This is a genomic window from Pelotomaculum propionicicum (genome assembly GCF_048984525.1).
GTDB classification, from domain to species: Bacteria; Bacillota; Desulfotomaculia; order Desulfotomaculales; family Pelotomaculaceae; genus Syntrophopropionicum; species Syntrophopropionicum propionicicum_A.
The window spans coordinates 35,923-60,069 of the sequence record NZ_JBMGJC010000015.1 but is presented as its reverse complement, the minus strand read 5'-3'; the positions used below and the strand labels follow the sequence as shown (position 1 = coordinate 60,069).

Below are 24,147 nucleotides of genomic sequence, written 5' to 3'. Positions count from 1 at the left end.
TCAAGCGTTATTGTTTTTTTATAGCTCTCAAAATATGATCCGCCACTTCGCCCCAGGCCTGGGAAGCCACCTGCCAGGCTTCCTCCCCTTTGGGGGTGAGGGTGTATACCTTGCGCTCCCGTCCGGACACAACTTCGGCCAGCAGGCTTACCAGCCCGGCGTCCGTAAATTCCTTTAATACCGGGTAAAGGCTGCCTTCCGTCGGAGCGCAGCAGCCATTTGTAAGCCCTGCCACCTGTTTGGCGATTTCATAGCCGTGCAGGGGCTGCCTGTGCAGGACATGAAGGATAAAAAAACGGGAAAGGCTCATTTTAATCAAGCCGGCCCAGTATTCTTGCGATTCGTACTTTATTATTGAAACTCCCTCCCATCAACACATAGAAGTTATATACATAGACCATATATACATTATATGGCTATATATAAATTATGTCAATTGATGAAATTACTTATAATAAGTATGTATAAATCAATGTCAATAAATTTATTGACAAATAAAATTTTCATACACTATCATATATTTAAGTATTTAAATATGTATAGAAGAAGAGGCGTATCGTTTTAAATGAAAAGAATAGTAAATCTCATTTCTTCTTTCGGTTCATCTTGTCCATATACAATGTTGTTTAAAAAAGCAATCCGTCTGCTTCGGGGTGAGCCGGTCATTGACAAGGCGAGACTGAGCGATCGGGAGCGTGATTTACTATTCCGGATTAAGCTTGGGCAAAGTATTGTGCTCGTCGGTCTCTTTTGTCCGATTTTCTGGATTTCTTTCTTTTCAGGCGCAAGGGGTGAGGTATTGTATTATAACGCCTTCCACTCCGGTCTTGTGATTTTGTTTGGGCTGGGGTTTATATTAAAATACCGTATCCACCTGGATAAAGAGAGGAGCAAAAATAACGTAAAAAACGTGTAAAACTTAAGAATAAAGACCCAATCTGCGGAGAAAGGAGATTGCCATGATAAACAGCTTAAGAGCACTGGGAGACTTGCAAAGGCAAAGTATACTAAGGCTGTTGGCCAGCCAGGAAATGGGGGCCTGCGAGATTATCCAGGCTATCGGCCTGTCGCAGCCTGCCATCGCGTACCATTTAAAAATCCTGGTGAATGCAAAACTTATAAACAGCCATAAGGAGGGGAAAAATGTATTTTACACCTTGAATAAGGAAGGATTAAAAGAATGTTTAAATCAAATGAACAACTTCCTTGAGGACCTTTCTTGTTTTTCCTGTTCTTCGCCAAAACCTTCCCGGCTCAGGCAAAATCCTAACCTTTGCGCGGAACTGGGTTGCGCGCCTGAAATTTGCGAAACGGAAATTCATGAAAAGAAATTTTAAATTTTACTGGAGGTTTTTGAGTAAATGTCAGAAAAAGCTTCGGCTAAATTGTCCCTTCTTGACCGCTACTTGACGTTATGGATCTTTTTGGCCATGTTTTTTGGCGTGGGGCTGGGCTATGTTGTTCCGGAAGTAGCCGACCTCCTAAAAAGATTCCAGGTAGGGACCACCTCGATCCCCATTGCCATCGGCCTGATCGTGATGATGTACCCGCCGCTGGCCAGGGTCAAGTATGAAGAGATCGGCAAGGTTTTCAGAAACGTCAAGGTCCTGGTGCTCTCCCTGGTCCAGAACTGGATTATCGGACCTGTTTTAATGTTCTTTCTGGCTATAGCACTTTTACAAAATTACCCCGAATATATGGTGGGCATAATTATCATCGGCCTGGCCCGCTGCATCGCCATGGTCATAGTATGGAACTCCCTGGCCAAAGGAGACTCGGAATACGCGGCGGCGCTGGTGGCCCTGAACTCAATTTTCCAGGTGCTCTTCTTTTCAGTATACGCCTACTTTTTTGTCACCCTCTTTCCCCAGTGGCTGGGCATGAAGTCGATGGCCATCCATATCTCCATGGCTGAAGTGGCTAAAAGCGTGGCCATTTACCTGGGCATTCCCTTCCTTGCCGGTATTATCACCAGGTTTACCCTGATGCCGGCCAGGGGCAGAGAGTGGTATGAAAAAAAATTCATCCCCAAGATCAGCCCCCTCGCGCTGGTCGCCCTTTTATTCACCATCGTCGTGATGTTCTCCTTAAAAGGCAATTATATTATCGCCCTGCCGGGTGACGTGGTCAGGATCGCCATACCGCTGCTGATATACTTTGTAATCATGTTCTTCCTGTCCTTCTTCCTCAGCAAGTCGTTCGGCGTCAATTACGGCCAGAGCACGACGCTCGCTTTCACCGCCGCCAGCAACAACTTCGAGCTGGCCATCGCGGTGGCCGTGGCGGTATTCGGTATTGAGTCTGGCCAGGCCTTCGCCGCGGTAATCGGTCCCCTGATCGAAGTGCCGGTGATGATCGGCCTTGTCAACGTGGCCCTGAGCTTCAAGCGAAAATATTTTAACCATGAATTGCAGGGAGCCGGCTGATAAGCACATTTGAAAAAATATGGCATATTTATTGCAAGATAAAAAATTCAAGTCTTAAATATAACGCTAATAGAACAGCAGCTTAATGGGGTGTTAATAGTGAAAGAAAAATTGCGCAATTTAGCCACAAACCTTTTTGACGCCGGGGAAAAACTCAAGGTTTCCAAAGACGGCCGTGTCAAACTGCCTGTTTCTTTTGACCATGAGCAGGAAGTCTTATTCTTCAATACGGAAAACGGGTATAAAATGGTCCCCCTGGTACCGGATGTAAAAAAAGTATACCTGGAGGTCACTACACAATGTAATTTTTCATGTGTTACCTGTATCAGAAATTCCTGGAACGAGGACCTCGGACAAATGGAGTGGGGGACTTTTGAGAAATTTCTGGACAGTCTGCGGGGGCTGCCGTACCTGGAGACAGTACACTTCGGAGGGTTTGGCGAGCCTTTCAGCCACCTGAAGATACTGGACATGCTCAAGGCAGTTAAGGGCCGGGGACTCAGGGTGGAAATCATCACTAACGGATCTTTATTGACTGACGATGTGATTAAAGAACTAATCAGTTTGGGGCTTGACAGAATTTATGTGTCATTGGACGGGCCGGATGAAGAAGAATACAATGAAATACGCCAGGGGGCTGATTTTAATAGTGTCTTAGGCAATGTACAAAGCTTGAACAGGATTAAGAAAGAGCTCGGTGTGAAGAAACCGGAGCTGGGCATAGAATTTGTAGCCATGAAGAGCAATTTTCATAAATTGCCCAAACTGGTCAGGATGGCCTGGGAAATGAAAGTGCGCAAGGTGATTGTCACAAACCTACTGCCTTACCACGAGTCGCTTAAGGATGAAATTGTTTATGATATTGACGATACGGGAAATATTTTTGACACTGAGTTATTGCTGATGAACCTGCAGGCCCAGATGCCTTTTATGAAGCTCAGGACCGAACGGTACTGTAAATTTATTGAGGATAAATCCTTCAGCGTTAATTTTAATGGCAATGTCAGTCCCTGTTACGCCCTTATGCACTCGTACCGGTGTTTCATATACGGCAGGGAGAAAGAAATGATCCCCTGTTACCTTGGCAACATAAACGACAAAACTTTAAAAGATATATGGGCAGATTCAGGCTATATTAGTTTCAGCCATGCTGTTAAGAATTTTAAATTTCCGTCCTGTACCGATTGCAAGTTCCTGGAAGGTTGTACAATGGCCGACAGCAATGAAATGGACTGCTGGGGGAACAGCCCTTCCTGTGCCGAATGCCTGTGGTCCAGGTCAATCGTTGCCTGCCCATAGACCTTTTTCTGAGACGTTTGTTACTTTTACGGTGTGGGCGGGTGATCTTCACCCGCCTGATTATTGTTCCAAGAAGCGTAAAACGGCTACCTGTTAGTCCTATTCACATAGGACCTGAGAACTATGGACATAGCCAGGACAAAAGTTTAAAGGAAAAAGGCTGCTAATTGTCGTATTTACACCAATAGAGGCTAGTATTGCCAATTATTCCCTAATGAGCGTTTTAGTAAAGGCACAGGGGGAATTAAGCCGGATGACAAAAATACACAAAGGTTTCTACCTTGGATCATGGACTGCCGGCGGCGCCTTAATTATTATCATGCTGTTTTCCGGCTGGGTCGCTCTTTTAAAAGGCAACCGGGATTTGTCGGCAGATTTATATATTTACGCCATAATTCCTTATACTTATTTAGGTATTGTTTGGCTCGTCCTTCTCTATAAGGCATGGGCGGCCATCCAGGATGGTCATGCTTCAGTCACCCCTGTAAAAGCAGTGGTGTTTATGTTAATACCTTTCTATAGATATTATTGGATCTTTCGAACTTTCCGGAATTATGCGGGAGAGTTCAACGCCTATATCGCCCGTCACTGTCTTGCAGTCCCTAACCTATCAGATGGCCTTTTCACGGCCTTCTCCATCTTATGGATTACCTATGGAATACTGCAAAGCGCTCTTAAAGGAACTGGCCTGCAGGTCTTATTGGCGGGGGCCTACCTTGTCATTGGAGCCATGACCCTTAATACCCTCTGCAACGGCTTGATCGGGCTTGCCGGCGCACTACGGGACAAAGGGTAATAGGCTGAGGGTGGTGTTATATTTTGCGAAAGGCAGCGTTATTAACGTTATTAACTCTGATCATACCGGCAGCCTTTATATCATTGCTTGTTTCAGGTTATTTTGCGCATTACGGCCTGACCAGCCAATCCCTCAACAGGCTCGACCAATATACCGCGCTTTATAACCCTGTTATATGCGGGGAGATCTCATATCTCCACGACCAACTGGCGATGTATCTTACTGATACAATCAAAACCGGAACTCTTTCAGAGCAAGCCGGCCTCGAAGGGAACCAGGACAATAGAGCAAATGAAGACATAAACAACTTCAACCCGCCCGCTTTAAAAAACAGCTCCCGGTTTGCCGAAATAGCTTACTTCTATCTCGCCGACGACGACATTAATATTGTTCTGTGCGGTTTCAGATCAGGAAAATAGGGCAGCCGGATCATAAGCTTTAGAAAACTACCGCAGATTCCTGTTATGGCAATTATTTTCAAGTACCTGAGGTGATCTGATGTCCTATAAAGTAAATTGTTACAAGGAAAGAAGCAAAAAATATTTCGATAAAAAGGCGTCAAACTTTTTTGATACTTTTGACGGAAAATTCTGCAGGTTAATGTATGAAGGAGTGATGCAAAGAATTAAAATGCAGCCGTTCAGGTCAATACTGGATATCGGCTGCGGGACTGGCGCCATGCTTTCGCTGGTGATCAGTGAATATAAAGATATTCAGGCCTGTGGAATAGATCTCTCAGAGAATATGATAGAGAAAGCCGCTGGACTATTGGACAGTCGTGTTCAACTTGTTGTCGGGGATTCTGATTATTTGCCATGGGCGGATAATTCCTTTGACCTGGCGGTATGTAACTCATCTTTCCACCATTTTCCTGAGCCAACCAAGGTGCTTAATGAGATCAGGCGTGTTTTAACGCCGGGTGGAAGAATGATAATCGCTGACCCGTGGTGGCCAAATCCAAAAAGGTATTTCATAAATCTGTTTTTAGACTCCCCCTTAAATTATTTAGGAGATGTAAGGATTTATTCAGAAACAGAAACTCGCGAAATTCTGGCAGAGTGTGGCTTTATAACCGCGAACTGGGAGATAGTTAATAAAAAGTATAGTATTGCTATTGCGGTAGTCAAAAATTAGAACAATGGGCGATGATCATTGTCAGAAATTATGATATACTCGTTTTTCAAGCGGGGTATATTTTTTTATACATAAGCCATGGCAAATAATGTAAATGCGTGAAATATATATTTTGATACTTAAGAATGCAGGAATTCTTTCTATCTATATGAAATAATACCAATATCTATTAGCAGGTGTATAATATGATTTTTATAATTACCGGCTGCCTGGCATTTATATTTTTTTACATTTTCGACCTTAATAAAGCTAAGTTTCGAAAGAAAGGTCTTAACCTAAGTTTTGCCGCCGGCATTGCTTTTTTGTCTGCCTCCACAGCGGGTATTTTGCTGGGAGATTATGAGGGTTTTGAACCTACAATCACTCTAAAAGTCCTTTTTGGATTGCTGTCGGTTGCATCGCTTTTTATGCTCCTCTATTCATTATTTGCCGCACTGCCCTTTGGTGAAACTTACAGGGAGGCTGAACGGGGAAACACTGTTGTTGACCGGGGGCTATACGCTCTCTGCCGGCATCCGGGTGTGATCTGGTTTTTCTTTTTCTATCTTTTTCTCTGGCTTGCGTGTGGTAAAGCCATAATGATGTGGGCGGGAATCGTCTGGACGATCATGGATATAATTTACGTTTATGTTGAGGACCGCTGGTTTTTCCCCTCGGCTATTAATGGATATGAACAGTATAAAAGCAAGGTCCCGTTTCTAATTCCCAACCCTGCCAGTATTAAAAAGTGCTTCACCTTTAAACAGGGGGATCTGCGATGACTTTGGAGCAAAAGTTTCGTAAAAAACAATACGATCAGATCTGGCAGCGGTATTGCGGGTTTTTAGATCTTTCAGTGCCTGAATTCATGGAAATCCAAAACCGTCTTATGCTGGAGCAGCTTGAGCTGTATGCCGGTTGTGAACTTGGCAGGCGTATTATGAAAGGCAAAAGACCAGCCAGTGTGGCTGAATACAGGCAGGTGGTCCCCCTTACCGGGTATGAAGACTACGCTGATATTTTACTGCCCAAAGTGGATTCGGCTTTACCGTCAAAGCCCGTGCTGTGGATAGAGACCACCTGGGAAGGCGGCAAAAAACCGGTAAAAGTGGCTCCATATACCGAGAATATGCTAAAAACCCACAAGGTCAACACTATAGCATGTATGATCCTGGCCACCAGTAATAAAAAAGGCCGCTTTACGTTAAGGGGAGGAGAGAATTTTCTCTACGGCATGGCCCAGCTGCCTTACCTTACAGGCTTGGTGCCCCATCTCATATCCAGTGAAATGTGGATGAACTTCATGCCGCCAACCAAAGACGCGGCGGCCATGAGATTTTCACAGAGAAATAAAATTGGTTTTAAAATGGGCCTGCAGAAAGGTGTCGACCTTTTTTTCGGCCTTAGCAGCGTTATCGCAAAAATTAGCGATACCTTCACATTGGGAAGCGGCTCCGGTGAAAAATTTAATATTTTAAAGGTTACTCCTAAAATGAGTTACCGCTTGTTGAAAGCCTGGATAAACAGCAAACAGAATAAAGTCCCAATCATGCCAAAGGATATCTGGACTCTTAAAGGGCTGATTTGCGCGGGCACTGATACCGCGGCCATAAGAAAAAAGATAGAAAACTACTGGGGGGTCAGGCCCCTGGAGATCTTCGGCGGCACGGAACCCACCTGTATTGCCACGGAAACGTGGAGTAAGGACGGCATGGTCTTTTTCCCCGATGCCTGTTTTTATGAGTTTATTCCAAAGTCAGAGTTGGAAAAGAATATCGACGATGAATCTTATGTCCCCAATACGTACCTCTTGGATGAATTGGTGGCGGGGAATGAATATGAGCTGGTGATTTCAAGTTTTAAAGGGGGAGCGTTTGCCCGTTACAGGATGGGTGATATTTTTAAGTGCCTGTCGCTGAGTAAAGAAGATGACGGTGTTAACCTGCCGCACTTCGCCTATGTTGACCGCCACCCGGGTATTATAGATTTGGCAGGCTTCACCCGTATTACGGAGGGAACCATAAACGAGGCTTTAACTCTCTCCAAACTTGATATTGCTGATTGGTTTGCATTAAAAGAATTTGATGAGTGTAACAGAGCTTTTTTGCACCTTTATGTCGAGGTGGGTTTTAACGGACTGCACAGCGCTGTGGCCAAAGACATTATCAAAGAGCACCTTTCAATATATTTCCGGTATGTTGACACCGATTATAATGATTTAAAATACCTGCTGGGTATCGACCCCCTGGTTATAACCATCATACCTGCCGGCACAATCAGCAGGTTTGCTGACACATTTGGCCGGAGATTAAGAAAAATGAACCCTTCGCATTTTGATGTGATAGAGGTATTAAAAATCGCACGCGGCGAAAATGGAAATGGGCAAGGTGTGTTTTAGTGCCGTTTTTAGAAATATTCTTCTGGGCAGTGCCAATAATATCGTTAACCAGCTACTGTATATTGATGCTGTTTTTATCCCTTTCCAAGAAGGATAAATTCATCCGCTTATTTATGCTGGTATTAGCCGCTCTGATTTTATGGACAGCTGCTTCATTGTTTATGGGGCTGCAGCTTTACCCTGGAGTGCTGTTTTGGGACAGGGTCATGGTTATGGGCATGATTGCTGTTCCGTTTTTGCTGTACTACTTTATTTCAGTATTTACAAACTCTCTCAATCTTTTTCAAATGGTTTTCTGGGGTATCCTGACAGTTACCGCAATCATATTAAACTTGTTGGGCTATGTAGTCATAGACGCCAGCGTGATTACAACAACCGTGACCTATAACGGCAGACAGTACACGTCCATCGAATATTACTACGTGTTAGGCAAGATGGCGACACCTATCTACGTATTTACATCCATCCTCATTACTTCCATGATCTTAAAAGCGCGCAAAAATGTAAGCGAGGGGAAAACTACCTACGGACGTGTCGGCCCTATTATTGCCGGCATATCGGTCCTGTTCATAGGTGTACTTTTAAATATTTTTTCAGCTGTAGGAAAGTACCCGGTGGACATACTGGCATGTTTCATTAACGCCGTCCTCATTATGTACGCCATTTACAAACACCGTATGCTGGAATTGCGTTTAATGGTGACAAAGGGCATTGTTTATTCAGTGTTTGCTATACTCCTTACCTGTGTATATGTCTACGCAGTATTTTTTGTTGAAAGGAAATTGGGTAATTCATACCAGAATATCACACCATATTTTGTTACTTTATCAGCCCTGTTAGTGGCTGTCGTTTTCCAGCCGTTGTACAGGTTCACCTGCAGCCTGGTAGATAAGATGTTTTATAAAGCCGAGTATTCCAAGCGGCAGGCGCTGAAAAATTTCAGTCTCAGCATTTCAAATAAGCTGGACCTGCAGGATATGGCCTCAGAGTTAATCGAGGCTGTTCAGCTTGCTATCCACGCGAGAGAAATACTCCTTATGTTAAAACATGAGGAAAAATCCCATTATTACGTATTCAGCACGTCTTCTCAAATATTCAAGCCCGATTTTGTAATCTCTTTTGACAACCCAATTGCTAAATGGCTCATATGCAATAACACCAGCCTTTCCAGGGAAGAGCTGTATTTCCATCCTTCTTTTAAATCCATGTGGGACAAAGAGAGAAAAGTTATCAGTGATCTGGATATTGAAGTGATCATACCGATTAAGAGCAGAAACGATTTAATCGGTATGCTGATGCTAACCAGGAAGAATAATAGTACAGCGTACACGCTGGACGACCTGGATTTGCTCACCTATCTGGGCGTCTCCAGCGCTGTTGCATTCGATAACGCCAGGCTTTTCAGCCGCGCCCAGTCAGAAGCGCTGACCGACAGCCTGACCAAGCTTTATAACCACAGGTATTTCCGCAAGGCGTTGTCGGAGCAGGTGAAAAAAGTCGGTTCGGCGGAGCTGTCCCTGCTGCTGCTTGATTTGGATTTGTTCAAGCTTTATAACGACCTGTACGGTCATTTGGAAGGGGATAAAGCGCTGGAGATGGTTGCCGCCATCATGATGAGAATTGTAGGCCAAAAGGGCACTGTCTGCCGTTACGGCGGTGAGGAATTTGCCATTCTACTGCCTTATTATGATTCGAAAAGGGCTTTTGACATGGCTGAAACCATACGGATTGAGATACAGAGGACCTTTTTTAACACTACTGACGTTACCCAGCGGTTCTTAACGGCCAGCATTGGTGTATGCACCTATCCCCATGCAGCCGCCAATGCCGAAGAACTTCTAAAACGTGTTGACCTGGCTATGTATACCGCGAAAAGAAACGGTAAGAACCAGACTGTTATATATACTCCGAACTACGCTTCGGCCGGTAACTTATTTGGTGATGACAATGATTCAGCTTCCAATAAACATGCTTTCTCCGCAACCATATACGCGCTGACGGCGGCAATTGACGCCAAGGACCATTATACCTTCGGCCACTCTCAAAGAGTTGCTGATTACGCCACTGTCCTGGCAGGCGCGCTGGGACTGGACAAATCGCACCTGGAGATTGTCAGGGAGGCAGCCCTGCTGCATGACGTCGGTAAAATAGGCATACCGGAAAATATATTGACCAAGAGAGGCAGGCTGACTAACGAGGAATATGACATAGTTAAAAAACATGTGGAAATGTCCATAACCATTATCAAGCACCTGCCCTCCATGAACCATGTGATACCTGCTGTTATCGGTCACCATGAAAGATGGGACGGAGAAGGATATCCAAGAGGACTGAGAGGTGAAAATATTCCCCTGCTGGCGAGGTGCCTGGCGATTACCGACGCGTTTGACGCTATGACTTCCAACCGCCCGTATAAAGCCAGCTTAAGTGTTATTTCAGCTCTGAACGAGATAGACAGTAACGCCGGGACACAATTCGACCCCGCCATCGCCCACCTGTTTATCAAACTGGTACGGGAAGGCGCCATCGAAATCGACCAGAACCTGAAGATGAAAAATGTTTTATAGTGGTACCGGGTACCTAAGTTATTAAGTTATTGAAAATTTTGCGCCAACCGAGAACCTCCCTCTGCAGCAAATGTACTAAGTTTAGAACCACCTTGCCGGGTGGTTTAGTGTTTTTATGAAAAGTTTATATTTTAAAATTAATTTTTAATAGTTTGTTAATAGTTTAGAAAATATTTGCCGGTATTATATGAACTAATGATAACGCTTTAAAATAGAGGTGATGTTCATGTTGGAAATCAAGGGCCTCAGAGTATCCCTGGAAGGGAAAAACGGGACGGTTGAAATCCTGCGAGATATCAATTTAAAATTGGAAGACCATAAACTGTATGTTTTAACGGGGCCGAACGGCGGCGGCAAGTCAACCCTGGCCAAGGCGATCATGGGCATTTACCCGGCTGCTTCCGGCGAGGTCCTGTTGAACGGCCGGGATATATCATCACACAGTATTACCGAGCGGGCTCTTGCGGGTATAGGCTACGCGTTTCAGCAGCCGCCCCGTTTCAAAGGCCTGACTGTGGGTAAAATGCTTGAAATAGCGTCCGGAAAAGACAGGACATGCAACGACTGCAATTTCCTTTACAAAGTGGGGCTTTGTCCCCAGGATTATATCGCCAGGGAAGTCGACACCAGCCTTTCCGGCGGCGAGGTGAAGAGGATAGAGATTGCCACGCTTTTGGCCAGGGACCTGAAGGTCGCCATCTACGACGAGCCAGAGGCAGGCATCGACCTGTGGAGCTTCAGCAGGCTGATCGAGACTTTCAACGACCTGCACGAGCAGTATGACACAACCATTATTTTAATATCCCACCAGGAGAGGATCATTAACCTGGCAGACGAGATTATCCTGGTTGCCGACGGTGTTATAAAGCATAAGGGCACAAAGGATGAGATCTGGCCCCTGATTATGCAGGATTCGGCATGCTCATGCCGCACGGGCTGCGACGAAAGGGTGGTTGAAAATGCTTAACAGTATCGACAAACACATATTAGAAATGGTCGCTGACATGCACGGCACTCCGAAAGGGGCTTATAATATCCGTAAAAACGGGGTCGGTGTTGACCGCAGCGTCACTCCCAATATCGAGATCAGGACAAAAATAGACAAGCCCGGGATCGATATTATTGTCAAGCCCGGCACCAAAGGGGAGAGCGTGCACATCCCGGTGATCCTGACAGCTGAAGGACTGCACGACCTTGTTTATAATACCTTTGATATCGGTGAGGGCGCGGATGTAACCATTATCGCCGGATGCGGCATCCATAACCCGGGTGATAAAAACGCCCAGCACGATGGCGTGCATAATTTCATCGTCCGTAAGGGCGCCAGGATGCGTTACGTGGAAAAGCACTATGGCGAGGGGAAAGGCGGCGGCAAAAAAATCCTTAACCCCAGGACCATAGTTGAAGTTGAAGAAGACGGCCACGCTGAGATGGAGCTGGTCCAGATCAGCGGTGTGGACAATACGATGCGCGAAACAGAGGCGAGGGTGCACGATAACGGTCACCTGTATGTAACCGAGCGGATGCTTACCGACGGGGACCAGTTTGCCGAGTCTAGAATAACGGTTGAACTGGCGGGACTGGATGCCTCCACGCAGATTATATCCCGCTCGGTGGCCAGGGATAATTCACAGCAGATTTTCTACCCGCGGGTAATCGGGCTGAACCGCTGCCGCGGCCATGTGCAGTGCGACGCGATTATCATGCAGGAGGCTAAAATCCGCTCCATCCCGGAAATATCGGCTCAGCATGCCGATTCCCAGCTGGTGCATGAGGCCGCCATCGGTAAAATCGCCGGTGAACAGCTGATCAAGCTGATGACGATGGGCCTTTCAGAAAAAGAAGCCGAGGACACCATTTTAGAGGGCTTTTTGAAATAAGATAATTTTATTTGCCGTACCCGGTACCAAAGTTATTAAGTTATTGACAATAACTTAATAACTTTGGTACCGGGTACATTATTATTATAAAGCTTCACCGATTCAGGCATACTTCTAGTATATCCGGAGGTTGCATTATGAAGGAATATGTTACATTGGTAGATGAAAATGATAATGCGGTCGGGGCGGCTGAAAAAATTGACGCCCACAGGGATGCGAAGCTGCACCGGGCGTTTTCAATCTTTATTTTCAACTCCAGGGGTGAGCTGTTAATACAGCAGCGTGCCAAGGGGAAGTATCATTGTCCGGGGCTGTGGGCGAACACCTGCTGCGGCCACCCGCGACCGGGCGAATCCCTGGAGGAAGCCGCGCACAGAAGGCTGTGGGAAGAAATGGGCTTCGATACCAGGATGGTGGAAGCTTTTTCATTTATCTATAAATGCGAGTTTGAAAATGGCTTAACAGAAAATGAATATGACCATGTTTTCGTAGGTAAATGGGATGGGGAACCCCAAAAGAATGCGGATGAGGCAGCTGATTACAGGTGGGTCTCAAAAGATATTTTAGAGAAAGACATGAAGGAAAATCCGGATATCTATACGGTATGGTTTAAGATTGCCTGGGAAAAGTTAAAAGCAAATTCTTAATTGAAAGGAGCAAAGCTCGATGTCCAAAGTTATTAGTCCCGAAAAGGCCGCCGAGCTGATTCCGGACGGCGCGTGTGTGGCTTGGACTACAGCAGGCTTGTGCGGCTTTGCCGAAGAAATGGCCATAGCCATGCAGAAGCGCTTTCTGGAAACCGGGCATCCAAGGGATTTATTTATCACGCACAGCTGCGGCTGCGGCGACCACAAGGAGAGGGGTTTCAACCATTTTGCCCATGAGGGTATGGTCAGAAAGCACATCGGGGGACATATAGGCGAGTCTCCCAAGTACGGCAAACTTGTGCTTGAAAATAAAATTGAGTGCCACCTGTTTCCCCAGGGAGTTTTGACCCATTTATGGCGGCAGATGGCCGGGAAAAAAATAGGCGTGATCACCAAAGTGGGGTTGGGCACATATGCCGACCCGCGTTTGGAGGGCGGCAAAGTCAATGAAATCACCAAGGACGATATGGTGAAAGTGATTGAATTTGAAGGGGAAGAGTACTTGTATTACAAAACGTTCCCCATCGATGTAGCCGTTATCCGGGGCACCACCTGCGACGAAAACGGCTATTTTACAATGGATAAGGAGTGTTTGTTCCTGGAAGCGCTGCAACTGGCCACGGCGGTAAAAAACAACGGCGGTTTTGTCATTGCCCAGGTACAATATGTGAGCAAACCCGGCACACTTCATCCGAAGAGTGTGAAAGTGCCGGGAGTCCTGGTGGATTACGTTGTCGTCGCCAAACCTGAAAACCACCTGCAAACGAAAGTAACCTACCTCAACCCCGCCCTCTCCGGCGATATCAGGACGCCCCTGGGCAGCGTACCTCCCCTGCCTCTTGACGAGCGCAAGATTATCGGCCGCAGGGCGGCTATGGAGCTGCGCCCCGGCGCGGTGGTGAACATGGGCATCGGCATGCCTGACGGAGTGGCCAGTGTTGCCGCCGAGGAAGGCGTGACCGAAATGATGACACTCACCACAGAGTTAGGCAACTTTGGCGGCATGCCGGCCAAAGGACCTGATTTCCCGGCTACCTGGAACTCGGAATGTACAATTGAGCACCCGAGCATGTTTGACTTTTATGACGGCGGCGGGCTTGACATATGTTTTCTGGGAACCGCCCAGATTGATCAGGAAGGCAACACCAACGTCAGTAAGTTTGGCACCAGGGTTGTAGGGCCTGGCGGCTATGTCAATATCTCCTCGACCGCCAAGAAGGTGGTCTTTGTCGGCACCATGACCGCCGGCGCGGAATACGAGGTGAAAGACGGCCAGATCCATATTTTGAAAGAGGGCGATATTAAAAAATTCGTGCAGAAAGTGACCCAGGTTACCTTCAGCGGCAAGAATTCTCAGAAAAACCGGCAGAAAGTATTCTATGTCACCGAGCGCGCCGTCTTCACCCTGGAAAACGGAGAGGTGACTCTAATCGAGATCGCGCCTGGCCTCGACCTGGAAAAAGACGTCCTGGCTGTTATGGATTTCAAACCCAGGATTTCTCCCAATTTAAAAGAAATGCAGAAGGAAATATTTGAGCCGAAATGGGGAAAACTCAGGCAAATTGTTCAATCGCATTAGCATTGCATTAGGTACCCGGTACCTAAGTTATTAAGTTATTGCGGTGTATTAAAGGAGGATTGCTAGTGCCGGTAATCACTTTTGAAGCAGGCAAGATGGATAAAAATCAGAAGGAGGCCCTTATAGCGGAGTTTACCAGGGTCGCCAGTGATATTTTGAAAATCTCTCCTGACGCTTTTGTTGTTTACCTGAAAGAAAACCAGTTTGACAACATTGGCGTCGGGGGGAAATCATTGAGCAAGTCTATTGGTGGTAAAGATTAAACAGCCAGGCAAGGGCAAACAAAGGACGTCCTTATTGTTTCCAAGGGAAACAGGGTGACGTCCTTTTTTCTTCACCATTTTTGCCCAACTCCGCAAAATACTACACTGTGTTAATAGTAAATAAATGTTTACTATCGAGCTTATTCATAATATACTATTTCTATTGGTAAAAGTACATGTCAGGGAGGTGTTAAAATTAGCGACTTAGAAAACGTTGCCGGCAGTTTTTTTACGCTTCTGGCTTATATGAGGGACAAATTTTTCAGGCCGTTGGAACAGAAAACACGCTCCCACCTGAGCCATGTTCAACATTTTGCGGTTTCAACCTTGTACCGTAAGGGCTCCCTGTCGATGTCGGAGCTGGCTCATGAGATGCAGATATCAAAACAGCAGCTGACTCCCCTTGTTAATAAACTGATCAACCAGGGCCTGCTGGCCAAAAAAGAGGATGAAAACGACCGGCGCATTGTGCGTATAGAGGTAACTGAACAGGGCAGAAACATGCTTAGAGAAATATTTGCGGAAATAAGAATTGACCTGATGGAAAAGCTCAGGCTGCTTCCGGACGGAGAACTGGCAGAGCTGGATTACATGCTGAGAAGAATTATCGAGATCTTAAAAAATGCAGAGTAGGTGCGACTTCAGTCGCATATGGTCGGCTGAAGCCGACCCTACAAGGGGACTGACATGGGGGGCGGTCCTATTGTCCCCACCTCAAACAGCAGTGTCCGAAAAGGCTTGACTCGCCGGGCCGGGCGTTTATCCGGAGCGAACGGAGCACTGGGTGCGGTTTATAGCGCGTGCAGGCATGCAGAAAAGCTTAAATAGCCGCGTATGCAACGTATGGCAGTCTGCTGCAGCGGTGGATAAAAGTACGCTTTTTCGGCAGCATGAAAATTGCGAAGAGAGCGGAGGAAAAACCCGGGCCAACTACCCCAAATGCTTTTCGGACACGGTCGTACTTTATCTGCAACCTGAGTAAATCTGTAGAACAAAAGGTGGTCAATGTATGAAAAACCTGAAAAAAATTCTCATTATACTGGCCGTAATCGTCCTCGCCGGCGGAGCGGCCGGGCTCTCGTACTACGTTTATGAAAGTATCAACTATTTCTCCACAGAAAACGCCCAGATCACATCAGACTACATCACGCTGACCCCGGAGGTAACGGGCAAAATTAAAAACTGGGACGTCAGGGAGGGGGACTACGTCAAGATCGGGCAGGTGCTTGGAAAGCAGGACGTCAGCATGATGGTGACCAGCACCGCCATGAACCCCCAGGCGCTGGCCAGCTCGGCTGACGCCATCATCTCAAAGGCAGACATCAAATCACCGATCGACGGCAAAGTCATACTTTCAAATGTGGTCCAGGGCCAGGTGGTTTCGCCGGGTATGGAGATCGCGACTATAGCTGATACCTCCCATATATACATCAAGGCCAACATCGAAGAGACCGATATTATCAAGATCAAGCCGGGCCAGGAAGTAAATATCAAAATTGACGCGTACTCCAACAAACACTTCACAGGTTATGTCGAGAGCATCGGGCAGGCCACGCAGTCGGCATTCAGCCAGTTTCCGTCACTCAACACCAGCGGGACTTACTCCAAGGTCACCCAGCTGATCCCGGTGAAAATTGCCATCACCGGCGCCGACAACCTGACCCTCATGCTCGGCATGAACGCGACCGTGAAAATCCATATCAATCAGTGAAAGAAGGTTTGTATATGAGTAAGCGAACAAAAAAAATCCTGGCGTCGCTCCTGGCTGTAATCCTATTGTTATCCGCCGCCGGCTGCGGCCGGAACGGGGGCGGGGCGGTGGCGGTGACAGCGGCAGCCGCCGAAAACCAGGAACTTGAAACAACGCTGGAACTGAGCGGTGTCCTGGTGCCGGTCCATTCTGTCGACATTGCAAGTAAAATATCGGGCAAAGTGGTCAGCCTGGGCTTCAGTGTCGGCAGCGCGGTAAAGGCCGGCGACATCCTCATGCAGCTGGATACTGATACACTGAGCGCCCAGCTGGCGCAGGCCGAAGCCGGCTTGCAGTCGGCCGGGGCGGCGGCGGAGGCGGCTGTCAACCAGGCTTCACTGGCCGGAATAAACCTGGACGCGGCCCAGAAACTATATGACCGGACCAAGGTCCTCTACGAGTCCGGCGCGGTATCGCAAAGCCAGATGGACGATATCACGGATAAGCTGAATATCGCGCGGAACCAGTATGAAAACGCTTCCGGCCCTGCTCAGGCCCAGGCCCAGGCCGCGATCAGCACCGCCAGGGCCAACATCAGAAACATCCAGGTGCAGATCGACAACGCTGCGGTCAGGAGCCCTTTAGACGGGATCGTGACCGTCCAGAACGTGAACGCCGGCCAGGTGGTTACGCCAAACGTTGCAGTGATTTCAATTGTCGACACTTCGACCCTGAAATTAAAAAGCACTGTCTCACAGGACCTGCTGCCGCTTTTGTCGGTCGGCCGGGAAATGGACGTTACCATTGACAGCTACCCGGACAGCAGGCTCAAAGGGACCATATCCGGCATCGGGCCTATCGCGGTCAGCACCGGCGAGGTGTTCCCCCTGGAAATCGCCGTTAACAACAGCGGCGGCCTTACAGCCGGGTTGTCTGCCCGCGCCGCGACGAGTATTAAGGTAAAAGGAATTGTGGTCCCGGCGTCAGCGGTAGTGCAGGGCGGCGGGGAAAGCTGCGTGTTTGTGATTAACAGCGATACCGCTGTAAAGCGGGTTGTCAAAGTAGGGCTGAAGAATGATCAGAACGCCCAAATTTTAAACGGGCTGAGCGCGGGTGAGAAAGTCGCGGTAACCAATGTGGGCGCTCTTTCCGACAATAAGCCGGTTGTTATCAACTAGTTGAACTAAGCGGAGATTGATATAGATGGTAAAATTATTCCGGTTTTTACGGCCATATCTCTGGCCATTGTTCTGGGTCATGCTGGTCCTTTTCGCCCAGTCCATAGCGGAACTGTACCTTCCCACGCTGATGGGGGAAGTCGTCAACAACGGCATGATGAAGGGCGATACCGGCTACATCTGGAAATACGGGAGCTACATGCTGATAGTGGCGCTGGTGAGCAGCATTTGCTCCATTATCGGCAGCTACCTGTCTTCAATAATAGGGATGGGCTTCGGCAGGGATATCCGCGACGGTGTTTTTTCACGCGTGGAGAGCTATTCCCTGCATGAATTCGACAAGATTGGGACCGCTTCCCTGATCACCAGGACCACCAACGACATTATCCAGGTGCAGACCCTGGTGATCATGGGGCTGCGCTTTATGGTTTTTGCCCCGATTATGTGCGTGGGCGGCATCATCATGGCCTATTCCAAGGACACTCAGCTGACTATTATCCTGGCCGTGGTGCTGCCGGTCATGCTGCTCCTGATCGGCGGCCTGGCCACGGTTATCGTCCCCCTGTTTAAAGCAATGCAGGTCAAGCTGGACAAGGTTAACCTGGTCTTGCGCGAAAACCTTACCGGGATCAGGGTGATCCGGGCTTTCAACAGGCTGGCGAGCGAGAACAAACGGTTTGAGGCGGCCAACCGCGACCTCACCGACAACGCTATCAGGGTCAACAAAATAATGGCTCTGGTCCAGCCGGTGATGATGGTCATTATGAATTTAACCACTGTCGCCATCATCTGGTTTGGCGGCCACCGCATCAGCCAGAACATGATGCAGGTGGGGGACATGATGGCGTTTATGCAGTACGCGATGCAGGTCATGTTCTCCATCATCATGGTGACGATTATGTTTGTCATGGTGCCGCGGGCCCAGGCCTCGGCTGCCCGGGTGAACGAAGTGCTGGACATGGTGCCGGGCATAGCCGACCCGCCGCGGAGTATGGAAAGCAGCGGGAAGAAAGGTTACGTTGAGTTTCAGGACGTCACCTTCAGCTATCCCGGCGCCGAGCTGCCCGCCATCAGCAATATATCTTTCGCCGCATCACCGGGAGAGGTGACCGCCATCATTGGCGGCACTGGCTCGGGCAAGTCCACCCTGATTAACCTGATCCCCCGCTTTTATGATGTTGACAGCGGCGCAGTCCTGGTAGACGGCGTGGATGTCCGGCAGGTAAGCCAAAAAGAGCTCAGGGCCAAGATCGGGTTTGTGCCCCAGACGCCGGTCCTTTTCAGCGGGACCGTGTCAGAAAACATCCGCTACGGCAAGGCTGACGCGACACCTGAAGAGATCGCCCGCGCGGCGGAGATCGCCCAGGCCAGCGAATTCATTGCCGGGATGAAGGATGGATACGAATCTGAAGTCGCCCAGGGCGGGACAAATTTATCCGGGGGGCAGAAGCAGCGGCTTTCCATCGCCCGCGCCCTGGTCCGGAAGCCCGGGATATATATTCTGGACGACAGTTTTTCAGCCCTCGACTTTAAGACTGACGCCAGGCTGCGCGCCGCGCTCAGAAAAGAGACCGCCGCTTCCACCGTAATTATTGTCGCCCAGAGGGTGGGAACGGTGATGGACGCCGACCGGATTATCGTACTGGACGAAGGGCGGGTTGCAGGCATGGGCAAACACAGGGAACTTATGGATTCATGCCTGGTTTACCGTGAAATTGTATCCTCCCAGCTGTCAGAAGAGGAGATTGCGTGACGCTATGAGCGAACAAAATACACAAAGGCCCGCCCGCCGGGGTCCGGGAGGACCAAGGGGACCTGGCGGCCACATGATGGGGCCGGTACAAAAAGCGAAGGATTTCAAGGGCACCCTGAAGAGGCTGGCCGAGTACCTGAAGCCTGAAAAGTACAGCTTTATCACAGTATTTTTCCTGGCTGTCGCCAGCACCATTTTTTCGATTGTCGGCCCCAAAATTTTGGGGAAGGCCACGACCAAGCTGGCTGACGGGGTGCTGGCCAAGTATGCCTATTTCATGCGGCTCTATACCGCTATGCAGGAAAATATGCCGCCCGCGGTGATCAACAACCTGAAAAAGCAGCCCATCCCTGGGTTTGATTTTGAGTACGTAGGGAAGATCCTCCTCCTGCTGGTGGCGCTCTATATTATCAGCGCCCTGTGCAGCTACGTGATGGGCTACATCATGTCCAGCGTGTCCCAGAACACTGTTTACAGGATGCGCAACGACGTCAAGGACAAGCTGGACCGGCTGCCGCTTAAATATTTCGACCAACGCGCCTACGGCGAGATCCTGAGCAGGGTCACCAACGACATGGACAACATTGCGACGACGCTGCAGCAGAGCCTGACTCAGCTGATCACTTCTTTGGTCACTGTGATCGGGATCCTGGTCATGATGCTGTCCATCAGTCCCCTGATGACCCTGATCGCTCTGGTTTCACTGCCCCTGAGCATGCTGATAACCGTGCAGATCACGAAGCGGTCCCAGAAGTATTTCGCGGAACAGCAGAAATGCGTCGGGGAGATTAACGGCCACGTCGAGGAGATGTACGCCGGGCATAAAATAGTCAAGGCATTCGGCCAGGAGGAAGAATCCATAGAAAAGTTCAGGGAGATCAACGAAAGGCTGTACAAGGTGGGCTGGAAAGCGCAGTTTATGTCCGGCGTCATCTTCCCGGCGCTGAACTTTGTCAGCAATATCGGGTACGTTTTAATCTGCGTCGTGGGCGGCTTGCTGGTGGCGCAGAAGAAAATCGAAATCGGCGATATCCAGGCCTTTATCCAGTACACCAGGCAATTTACCCACCCGATTATCCAGGTGGCCAACATAGCCAACGTGCTGCAGTCTACCGTCGCCTCCGCGGAGCGGGTATTCGAGGTCCTGGACGAGGAGGAGCAGGAACCGGACAGGGAAGACGCACAGGTGATCGAGTTCCCGCGGGGCAGGGTCAGGTTCCAACATGTGAAATTCGGCTACAAAGAGGGCGAACCTCTCATGGAAGACCTCAGTATAGATGTTAAGGAAGGAAACACCATCGCTATTGTCGGCCCCACCGGAGCGGGCAAGACCACCCTGGTCAACCTGATTATGCGCTTCTACGAGGTGCAGGGCGGCCGTATTACAGTCGACGGCGTGGATATAAGGGATATGAAGCGCGGGGACCTGCGCACGATGTTCGGCATGGTGCTGCAGGACACCTGGCTGTTCAACGGGACCATCAGGGACAACATCGCTTACGGCCGGGAAGGGGCGTCAGAGGAGGAGGTTATCAGCGCGGCTAAAGCCGCCAACGCCGACCACTTCATCAGGGCGCTGCCGGACGGCTACGACACCGTCCTGAACGAGGAGGCCTCCAATATATCACAGGGCCAGAAGCAGCTTCTGACCATTGCCCGGGCCATCCTGGCCGACCCGGCCATCCTGATCCTGGACGAGGCTACCAGCAACATCGACACCAGGACCGAGATACTGATCAAGAGGGCAATGATAAACCTGATGAAAGGCAGGACCAGTTTTGTGATCGCCCACAGGCTTTCCACGATCCGCGACGCCGACCTGATCCTGGTGATGAACCACGGGGCCATCATCGAGCAGGGAACCCACAGCGAGCTCCTGGCCAGGGGCGGCTTCTACGCCGAGCTCTACAACAGCCAGTTTGCGGACGCCAGCGCCTGATAAAAAATTTTACAGGATTTACAAGATTATTAAGATTTACAGGATTAAAGAATTGAAATAATTGTTTTAATTTATTCTAAATCCTGTTAATCATGTGATATGTTTAATTCTTATAATGGGCGCCGGCTTATGGAACAGCCGGCGCCTGGTATTTTCCGTTAAGCCATTTGTACATATCTTCGTAAATGGAACGTATTTTGTAATTATCGCTGCGCCAGGCGCGTACCAGGATTTTTGAACCCGCGTAGTAGGCAATGGACATCTCTTTATCCATATTTAGCTGTTTCGCTTTGTTGAGCTGCTTGTAAAAAAGGTTGTAGTATTTAGAGTTATAAAAAAGTATGCCCTCGTCGCATTCTATCTCAAGGCCAAGGTTATAACGTTTTGCCAGTTCGGCGGCATTATCCATGCGCTCGTCCGGAGGGACATTGCCGGCGTAATAATTGGGCTGCAAAAAAGCATGGTTAAAACCGTATGATTTCCAAACGTCATAGCCCTGCGCTCCAAAGAACGGGATCCAGAAAAATTTCAGGCCGTCGTTGCGCACAAGCCGGGCAGTGTCCTGCACCAGTTCGACGTCACCGGGTGTGGTCGGGTCCATATTCTCCCTGTACCAGTAAATGCCGGCTAGGTTGAGGTGTTTAAATCCCGCCCGGTCCCAACTGTCCATCAGGTTGTTGTAAAACCAGCGTACAGCCAGCAGGCGATCTTCGGCCGCCTTAACCTTGCCGGCTTTCTTTTCACTGAAACAAAGATTGCTGCCGCCGCTTTCCAGGATGCCGAAGCTTTCCTGCTGCCCGTCGGGATAGGGAACGGTAAGAATGACGTTTACTTTACCCTGGTATTCAGGTATTTTATTCAAACGGGCCATGGTTTCCTCCAAGGCTGACAGCTGCGCTCCGGGGGCGAAGAGATCTTCCGCGTAGGCGTCCCAACCTTCCCTGGTGCAGGCCAGGTCGGGATAGGGGAGAAAGAGTATGGTGTCAAACATTTTTCCCTCTATGCTGTAACTCTTGTCAACGTAGGCCAGCATGGGCAAAAAATCCCCGGAGGTCCATGTGCCCAGGTCACCGTGGCTGCCTGAAAAAGCCAGTAAAATGTGTTTGATGTCCGGTATCTGCAAGTAGGTGTCGGCGCTCGGCCCGGGCTGTTTTTCACGGGCCAGGACCTCCGGTTTTTGCGGCTGGCCTTGTACTCCTCCTATGGCCAGGTGCCTGGCGAATACAAAGACGTCCACTGGAAAGCTTAGCTTAACGTAGCGGGCGGTCACCGGCGGAAAGGCCAGGGTGAATTCCTTGATTTGGACTGCCGGTTCGGCCGGGGAGACGCTGTGAGCGACCCGCCCCAGGTGGTACCACGCCCTGCCGTCCGCCGACAGCGAACAGTCCATATATTGGGGAAGGTATATGCCGGACCCGGCTTCCTGCATAAAATCCAGAGAGATTTTTGTAACAGCGCAGGGCTTCTTTAAATCAACCAAAATATCCCGCCCCTGCTGGCGATAAAAGCCCGTCCATGTTTCTTCCCGGGAAGTGAGGCCTCCTTCTGGCCCCGGGTAACCCTTTTCTTCAGCTTGCCGGAATCCCTGGTCGGGCGAATGCGCTTCCACCAAGTAGGTTGCCCTTTTGGTCAGGTCTTCTTCGGGCAAACTAACAGGAGCAACAGGATTTGTTTTTCCTGACCTGCCGGCGGAAGTAATACTGGTATGGACCAGGTAAGAGTTGTATCCCGCGTTAACCGTGATGGCGGCTTTGCCGGGTTCCGGACCGGCCGAAAAAGCGCCGTCCGGGGAAATGGAGCCGGCAGTCGGGTCGTCAAGCCCGTACACTGTTGTGAAAGGCAGTGGATTTTGGGACTGGTCCGTTTCAATTTTCCTGGTTTCTCCAGTTCTTATCTGCATCTGCCGGGAGGATACAACCGGTAAAGCGGTCAGGGCTTGTCCTTTCCTGATCTTCAATAAACGGCCGGCGATCACGGCTGCTTCCGCCCTGGTCAACTCCTCCCGCGGGTGAAAAAGGTTGTCGCTGCCGTTCATCAGGTACTTCAGGGTTACATAAGCCACGCTTTTTACTGCATATGGGGAAATCTGGCTGTCATCAAGGTACCTGCCGCTTGGCAAAGGCGTCTCAATATTCTCCCCCGGCAGCACGCGGGTCAGCAAAACAGCCGCATCCTGACGTTTGATCGGATCATCCGCCCCCATGATCTTGTTTCCGGTACCCGCTAACAGGCCGAGTTTGACCATGGCTTCCACGTATCCGGATTCCGGCGCCGAAAGGGGCAGGTCTGAAAAGGCAGGCGCGTCCGGATAATAGGGCTGGACTCCAAGCACCCTGGCCACAAGAACAACAAAATGGCCGCGGCTGATATCCTGTTCGGGGCCAAATTCACCTGGTCCCAGTCCGCTTATGATTCCCTGCCCAGTCAAATTAAGAATAGCGTCTTTGGCAAAAGAGCCTTCAATATCCTGAAAGGCAGGCGGATCAGGAGCGGCCTGAGCGCCCGCTGTAAACATTAAAAGTACAATTAGGGCAAACACCAAATACTTTGCTTTCATTTTTTACCTCAACATTTTTTATAAAAATGCGACAGTGGGGACGGTTCTCCGCTGTCGCATAC

The 24,147-nt window shown here is 49.1% G+C and carries 22 protein-coding genes; 20 read left to right on the top strand and 2 right to left on the bottom strand.

Annotation, left to right across the window (positions count from 1 at the left end; genetic code table 11):
• Positions 1-7: 7 nt before the first annotated feature.
• Positions 8-310, bottom strand: a complete 303-nt coding sequence (locus ACOBQJ_RS15045) for a PadR family transcriptional regulator (protein WP_421072628.1) — start codon at positions 308-310, stop codon at positions 8-10.
• Between the two features lie 255 nt (positions 311-565).
• Between ACOBQJ_RS15045 and ACOBQJ_RS15040 the strand changes: the two genes are divergently transcribed.
• The 20 genes from ACOBQJ_RS15040 to ACOBQJ_RS14945 all read left to right on the top strand — a co-directional run bounded on the left by ACOBQJ_RS15040 (position 566) and on the right by ACOBQJ_RS14945 (position 21,528).
• Positions 566-916 (top strand): hypothetical protein, encoded by a 351-nt coding sequence (locus ACOBQJ_RS15040; RefSeq protein WP_421072588.1) that lies wholly within the window; start codon positions 566-568, stop codon positions 914-916.
• A 43-nt stretch (positions 917-959) separates the two neighbouring features.
• Positions 960-1,337, top strand: coding sequence for an ArsR/SmtB family transcription factor (locus ACOBQJ_RS15035; protein WP_421072587.1), 378 nt, complete (start codon positions 960-962; stop codon positions 1,335-1,337).
• A gap of 24 nt (positions 1,338-1,361) precedes the next feature.
• Positions 1,362-2,426: an ACR3 family arsenite efflux transporter gene (gene arsB / locus ACOBQJ_RS15030; RefSeq protein WP_421072586.1), complete on the top strand. Its 1,065-nt coding sequence runs from the start codon at positions 1,362-1,364 to the stop codon at positions 2,424-2,426.
• Between the two features lie 99 nt (positions 2,427-2,525).
• Positions 2,526-3,725: a tungsten cofactor oxidoreductase radical SAM maturase gene (locus tag ACOBQJ_RS15025; RefSeq protein WP_421072585.1), complete on the top strand. Its 1,200-nt coding sequence runs from the start codon at positions 2,526-2,528 to the stop codon at positions 3,723-3,725.
• 253 nt (positions 3,726-3,978) lie between these two features.
• The gene (locus tag ACOBQJ_RS15020) at positions 3,979-4,521 is read left to right on the top strand and encodes a hypothetical protein (RefSeq protein WP_421072584.1); all 543 of its coding nucleotides are present in this window, start codon (positions 3,979-3,981) and stop codon (positions 4,519-4,521) included.
• Positions 4,522-4,544: 23 nt separating this feature from the next.
• On the top strand, positions 4,545-4,940 hold the full coding sequence (locus ACOBQJ_RS15015; RefSeq protein WP_421072583.1) for a hypothetical protein: 396 nt from the start codon (positions 4,545-4,547) through the stop codon (positions 4,938-4,940).
• A gap of 79 nt (positions 4,941-5,019) precedes the next feature.
• Positions 5,020-5,655, top strand: coding sequence for a class I SAM-dependent methyltransferase (locus ACOBQJ_RS15010; protein WP_421072582.1), 636 nt, complete (start codon positions 5,020-5,022; stop codon positions 5,653-5,655).
• A 185-nt stretch (positions 5,656-5,840) separates the two neighbouring features.
• The gene (locus ACOBQJ_RS15005) at positions 5,841-6,416 is read left to right on the top strand and encodes a hypothetical protein (protein WP_421072581.1); all 576 of its coding nucleotides are present in this window, start codon (positions 5,841-5,843) and stop codon (positions 6,414-6,416) included.
• On the top strand, positions 6,413-8,032 hold the full coding sequence (locus ACOBQJ_RS15000) for a GH3 family domain-containing protein (RefSeq protein WP_421072580.1): 1,620 nt from the start codon (positions 6,413-6,415) through the stop codon (positions 8,030-8,032). The genes ACOBQJ_RS15005 and ACOBQJ_RS15000 overlap by 4 nt, the downstream gene beginning before the upstream one ends.
• Positions 8,032-10,599: an HD domain-containing phosphohydrolase gene (locus ACOBQJ_RS14995; RefSeq protein ID WP_421072579.1), complete on the top strand. Its 2,568-nt coding sequence runs from the start codon at positions 8,032-8,034 to the stop codon at positions 10,597-10,599. Before ACOBQJ_RS15000 ends, ACOBQJ_RS14995 begins: the two co-directional genes overlap by 1 nt.
• A 226-nt stretch (positions 10,600-10,825) precedes the next feature.
• Positions 10,826-11,566, top strand: coding sequence for an ABC transporter ATP-binding protein (locus tag ACOBQJ_RS14990; RefSeq protein WP_421072578.1), 741 nt, complete (start codon positions 10,826-10,828; stop codon positions 11,564-11,566).
• Positions 11,559-12,479, top strand: coding sequence for a SufB/SufD family protein (locus ACOBQJ_RS14985; RefSeq protein ID WP_421072577.1), 921 nt, complete (start codon positions 11,559-11,561; stop codon positions 12,477-12,479). Before ACOBQJ_RS14990 ends, ACOBQJ_RS14985 begins: the two co-directional genes overlap by 8 nt.
• Positions 12,480-12,616: 137 nt before the next feature.
• Positions 12,617-13,126, top strand: a complete 510-nt coding sequence (gene idi / locus ACOBQJ_RS14980; protein ID WP_421072576.1) for an isopentenyl-diphosphate Delta-isomerase — start codon at positions 12,617-12,619, stop codon at positions 13,124-13,126.
• A 19-nt stretch (positions 13,127-13,145) separates the two neighbouring features.
• Positions 13,146-14,705, top strand: coding sequence for an acyl CoA:acetate/3-ketoacid CoA transferase (locus ACOBQJ_RS14975; RefSeq protein WP_421072575.1), 1,560 nt, complete (start codon positions 13,146-13,148; stop codon positions 14,703-14,705).
• A 65-nt stretch (positions 14,706-14,770) separates the two neighbouring features.
• Positions 14,771-14,968, top strand: a complete 198-nt coding sequence (gene dmpI / locus ACOBQJ_RS14970; RefSeq protein ID WP_421072574.1) for a 4-oxalocrotonate tautomerase DmpI — start codon at positions 14,771-14,773, stop codon at positions 14,966-14,968.
• A 270-nt stretch (positions 14,969-15,238) separates the two neighbouring features.
• Positions 15,239-15,601: a MarR family winged helix-turn-helix transcriptional regulator gene (locus ACOBQJ_RS14965; protein ID WP_421072573.1), complete on the top strand. Its 363-nt coding sequence runs from the start codon at positions 15,239-15,241 to the stop codon at positions 15,599-15,601.
• A gap of 376 nt (positions 15,602-15,977) precedes the next feature.
• Positions 15,978-16,679, top strand: a complete 702-nt coding sequence (locus ACOBQJ_RS14960; protein WP_421072572.1) for an HlyD family secretion protein — start codon at positions 15,978-15,980, stop codon at positions 16,677-16,679.
• A 14-nt stretch (positions 16,680-16,693) separates the two neighbouring features.
• Positions 16,694-17,836: an efflux RND transporter periplasmic adaptor subunit gene (locus tag ACOBQJ_RS14955; protein ID WP_421072571.1), complete on the top strand. Its 1,143-nt coding sequence runs from the start codon at positions 16,694-16,696 to the stop codon at positions 17,834-17,836.
• 25 nt (positions 17,837-17,861) lie between these two features.
• On the top strand, positions 17,862-19,589 hold the full coding sequence (locus ACOBQJ_RS14950) for an ABC transporter ATP-binding protein (RefSeq protein ID WP_421072570.1): 1,728 nt from the start codon (positions 17,862-17,864) through the stop codon (positions 19,587-19,589).
• A gap of 4 nt (positions 19,590-19,593) precedes the next feature.
• Positions 19,594-21,528, top strand: coding sequence for an ABC transporter ATP-binding protein (locus ACOBQJ_RS14945; protein WP_421072569.1), 1,935 nt, complete (start codon positions 19,594-19,596; stop codon positions 21,526-21,528).
• A gap of 127 nt (positions 21,529-21,655) precedes the next feature.
• On the opposite strand, the gene ACOBQJ_RS14940 is transcribed toward ACOBQJ_RS14945, so the two are convergent.
• Entirely contained in the window at positions 21,656-24,085 is a 2,430-nt protein-coding gene (locus ACOBQJ_RS14940; protein ID WP_421072568.1) for a DUF4855 domain-containing protein, read from the bottom strand.
• Between the last annotated feature and the right edge of the window lie 62 nt (positions 24,086-24,147).

Excerpts from the sequence above, each read along its gene's own strand:
- ACOBQJ_RS15020 (WP_421072584.1), top strand. The coding sequence starts at position 3,979 with ATGACAAAAATACACAAAGGTTTCTACCTTGGATCATGGACTGCCGGC.
- ACOBQJ_RS14960 (WP_421072572.1), top strand. The coding sequence starts at position 15,978 with ATGAAAAACCTGAAAAAAATTCTCATTATACTGGCCGTAATCGTCCTC.
- ACOBQJ_RS15045 (WP_421072628.1), bottom strand. The coding sequence starts at position 310 with ATGAGCCTTTCCCGTTTTTTTATCCTTCATGTCCTGCACAGGCAGCCC.
- ACOBQJ_RS14955 (WP_421072571.1), top strand. The coding sequence starts at position 16,694 with ATGAGTAAGCGAACAAAAAAAATCCTGGCGTCGCTCCTGGCTGTAATC.
- ACOBQJ_RS14985 (WP_421072577.1), top strand. The coding sequence starts at position 11,559 with ATGCTTAACAGTATCGACAAACACATATTAGAAATGGTCGCTGACATG.
- arsB (WP_421072586.1), top strand. The coding sequence starts at position 1,362 with ATGTCAGAAAAAGCTTCGGCTAAATTGTCCCTTCTTGACCGCTACTTG.
- ACOBQJ_RS14940 (WP_421072568.1), bottom strand. The coding sequence starts at position 24,085 with ATGAAAGCAAAGTATTTGGTGTTTGCCCTAATTGTACTTTTAATGTTT.
- ACOBQJ_RS15035 (WP_421072587.1), top strand. The coding sequence starts at position 960 with ATGATAAACAGCTTAAGAGCACTGGGAGACTTGCAAAGGCAAAGTATA.
- idi (WP_421072576.1), top strand. The coding sequence starts at position 12,617 with ATGAAGGAATATGTTACATTGGTAGATGAAAATGATAATGCGGTCGGG.
- ACOBQJ_RS14950 (WP_421072570.1), top strand. The coding sequence starts at position 17,862 with ATGGTAAAATTATTCCGGTTTTTACGGCCATATCTCTGGCCATTGTTC.
- ACOBQJ_RS15040 (WP_421072588.1), top strand. The coding sequence starts at position 566 with ATGAAAAGAATAGTAAATCTCATTTCTTCTTTCGGTTCATCTTGTCCA.
- ACOBQJ_RS14975 (WP_421072575.1), top strand. The coding sequence starts at position 13,146 with ATGTCCAAAGTTATTAGTCCCGAAAAGGCCGCCGAGCTGATTCCGGAC.
- ACOBQJ_RS15005 (WP_421072581.1), top strand. The coding sequence starts at position 5,841 with ATGATTTTTATAATTACCGGCTGCCTGGCATTTATATTTTTTTACATT.
- ACOBQJ_RS14945 (WP_421072569.1), top strand. The coding sequence starts at position 19,594 with ATGAGCGAACAAAATACACAAAGGCCCGCCCGCCGGGGTCCGGGAGGA.
- ACOBQJ_RS14990 (WP_421072578.1), top strand. The coding sequence starts at position 10,826 with ATGTTGGAAATCAAGGGCCTCAGAGTATCCCTGGAAGGGAAAAACGGG.
- ACOBQJ_RS15000 (WP_421072580.1), top strand. The coding sequence starts at position 6,413 with ATGACTTTGGAGCAAAAGTTTCGTAAAAAACAATACGATCAGATCTGG.
- ACOBQJ_RS15010 (WP_421072582.1), top strand. The coding sequence starts at position 5,020 with ATGTCCTATAAAGTAAATTGTTACAAGGAAAGAAGCAAAAAATATTTC.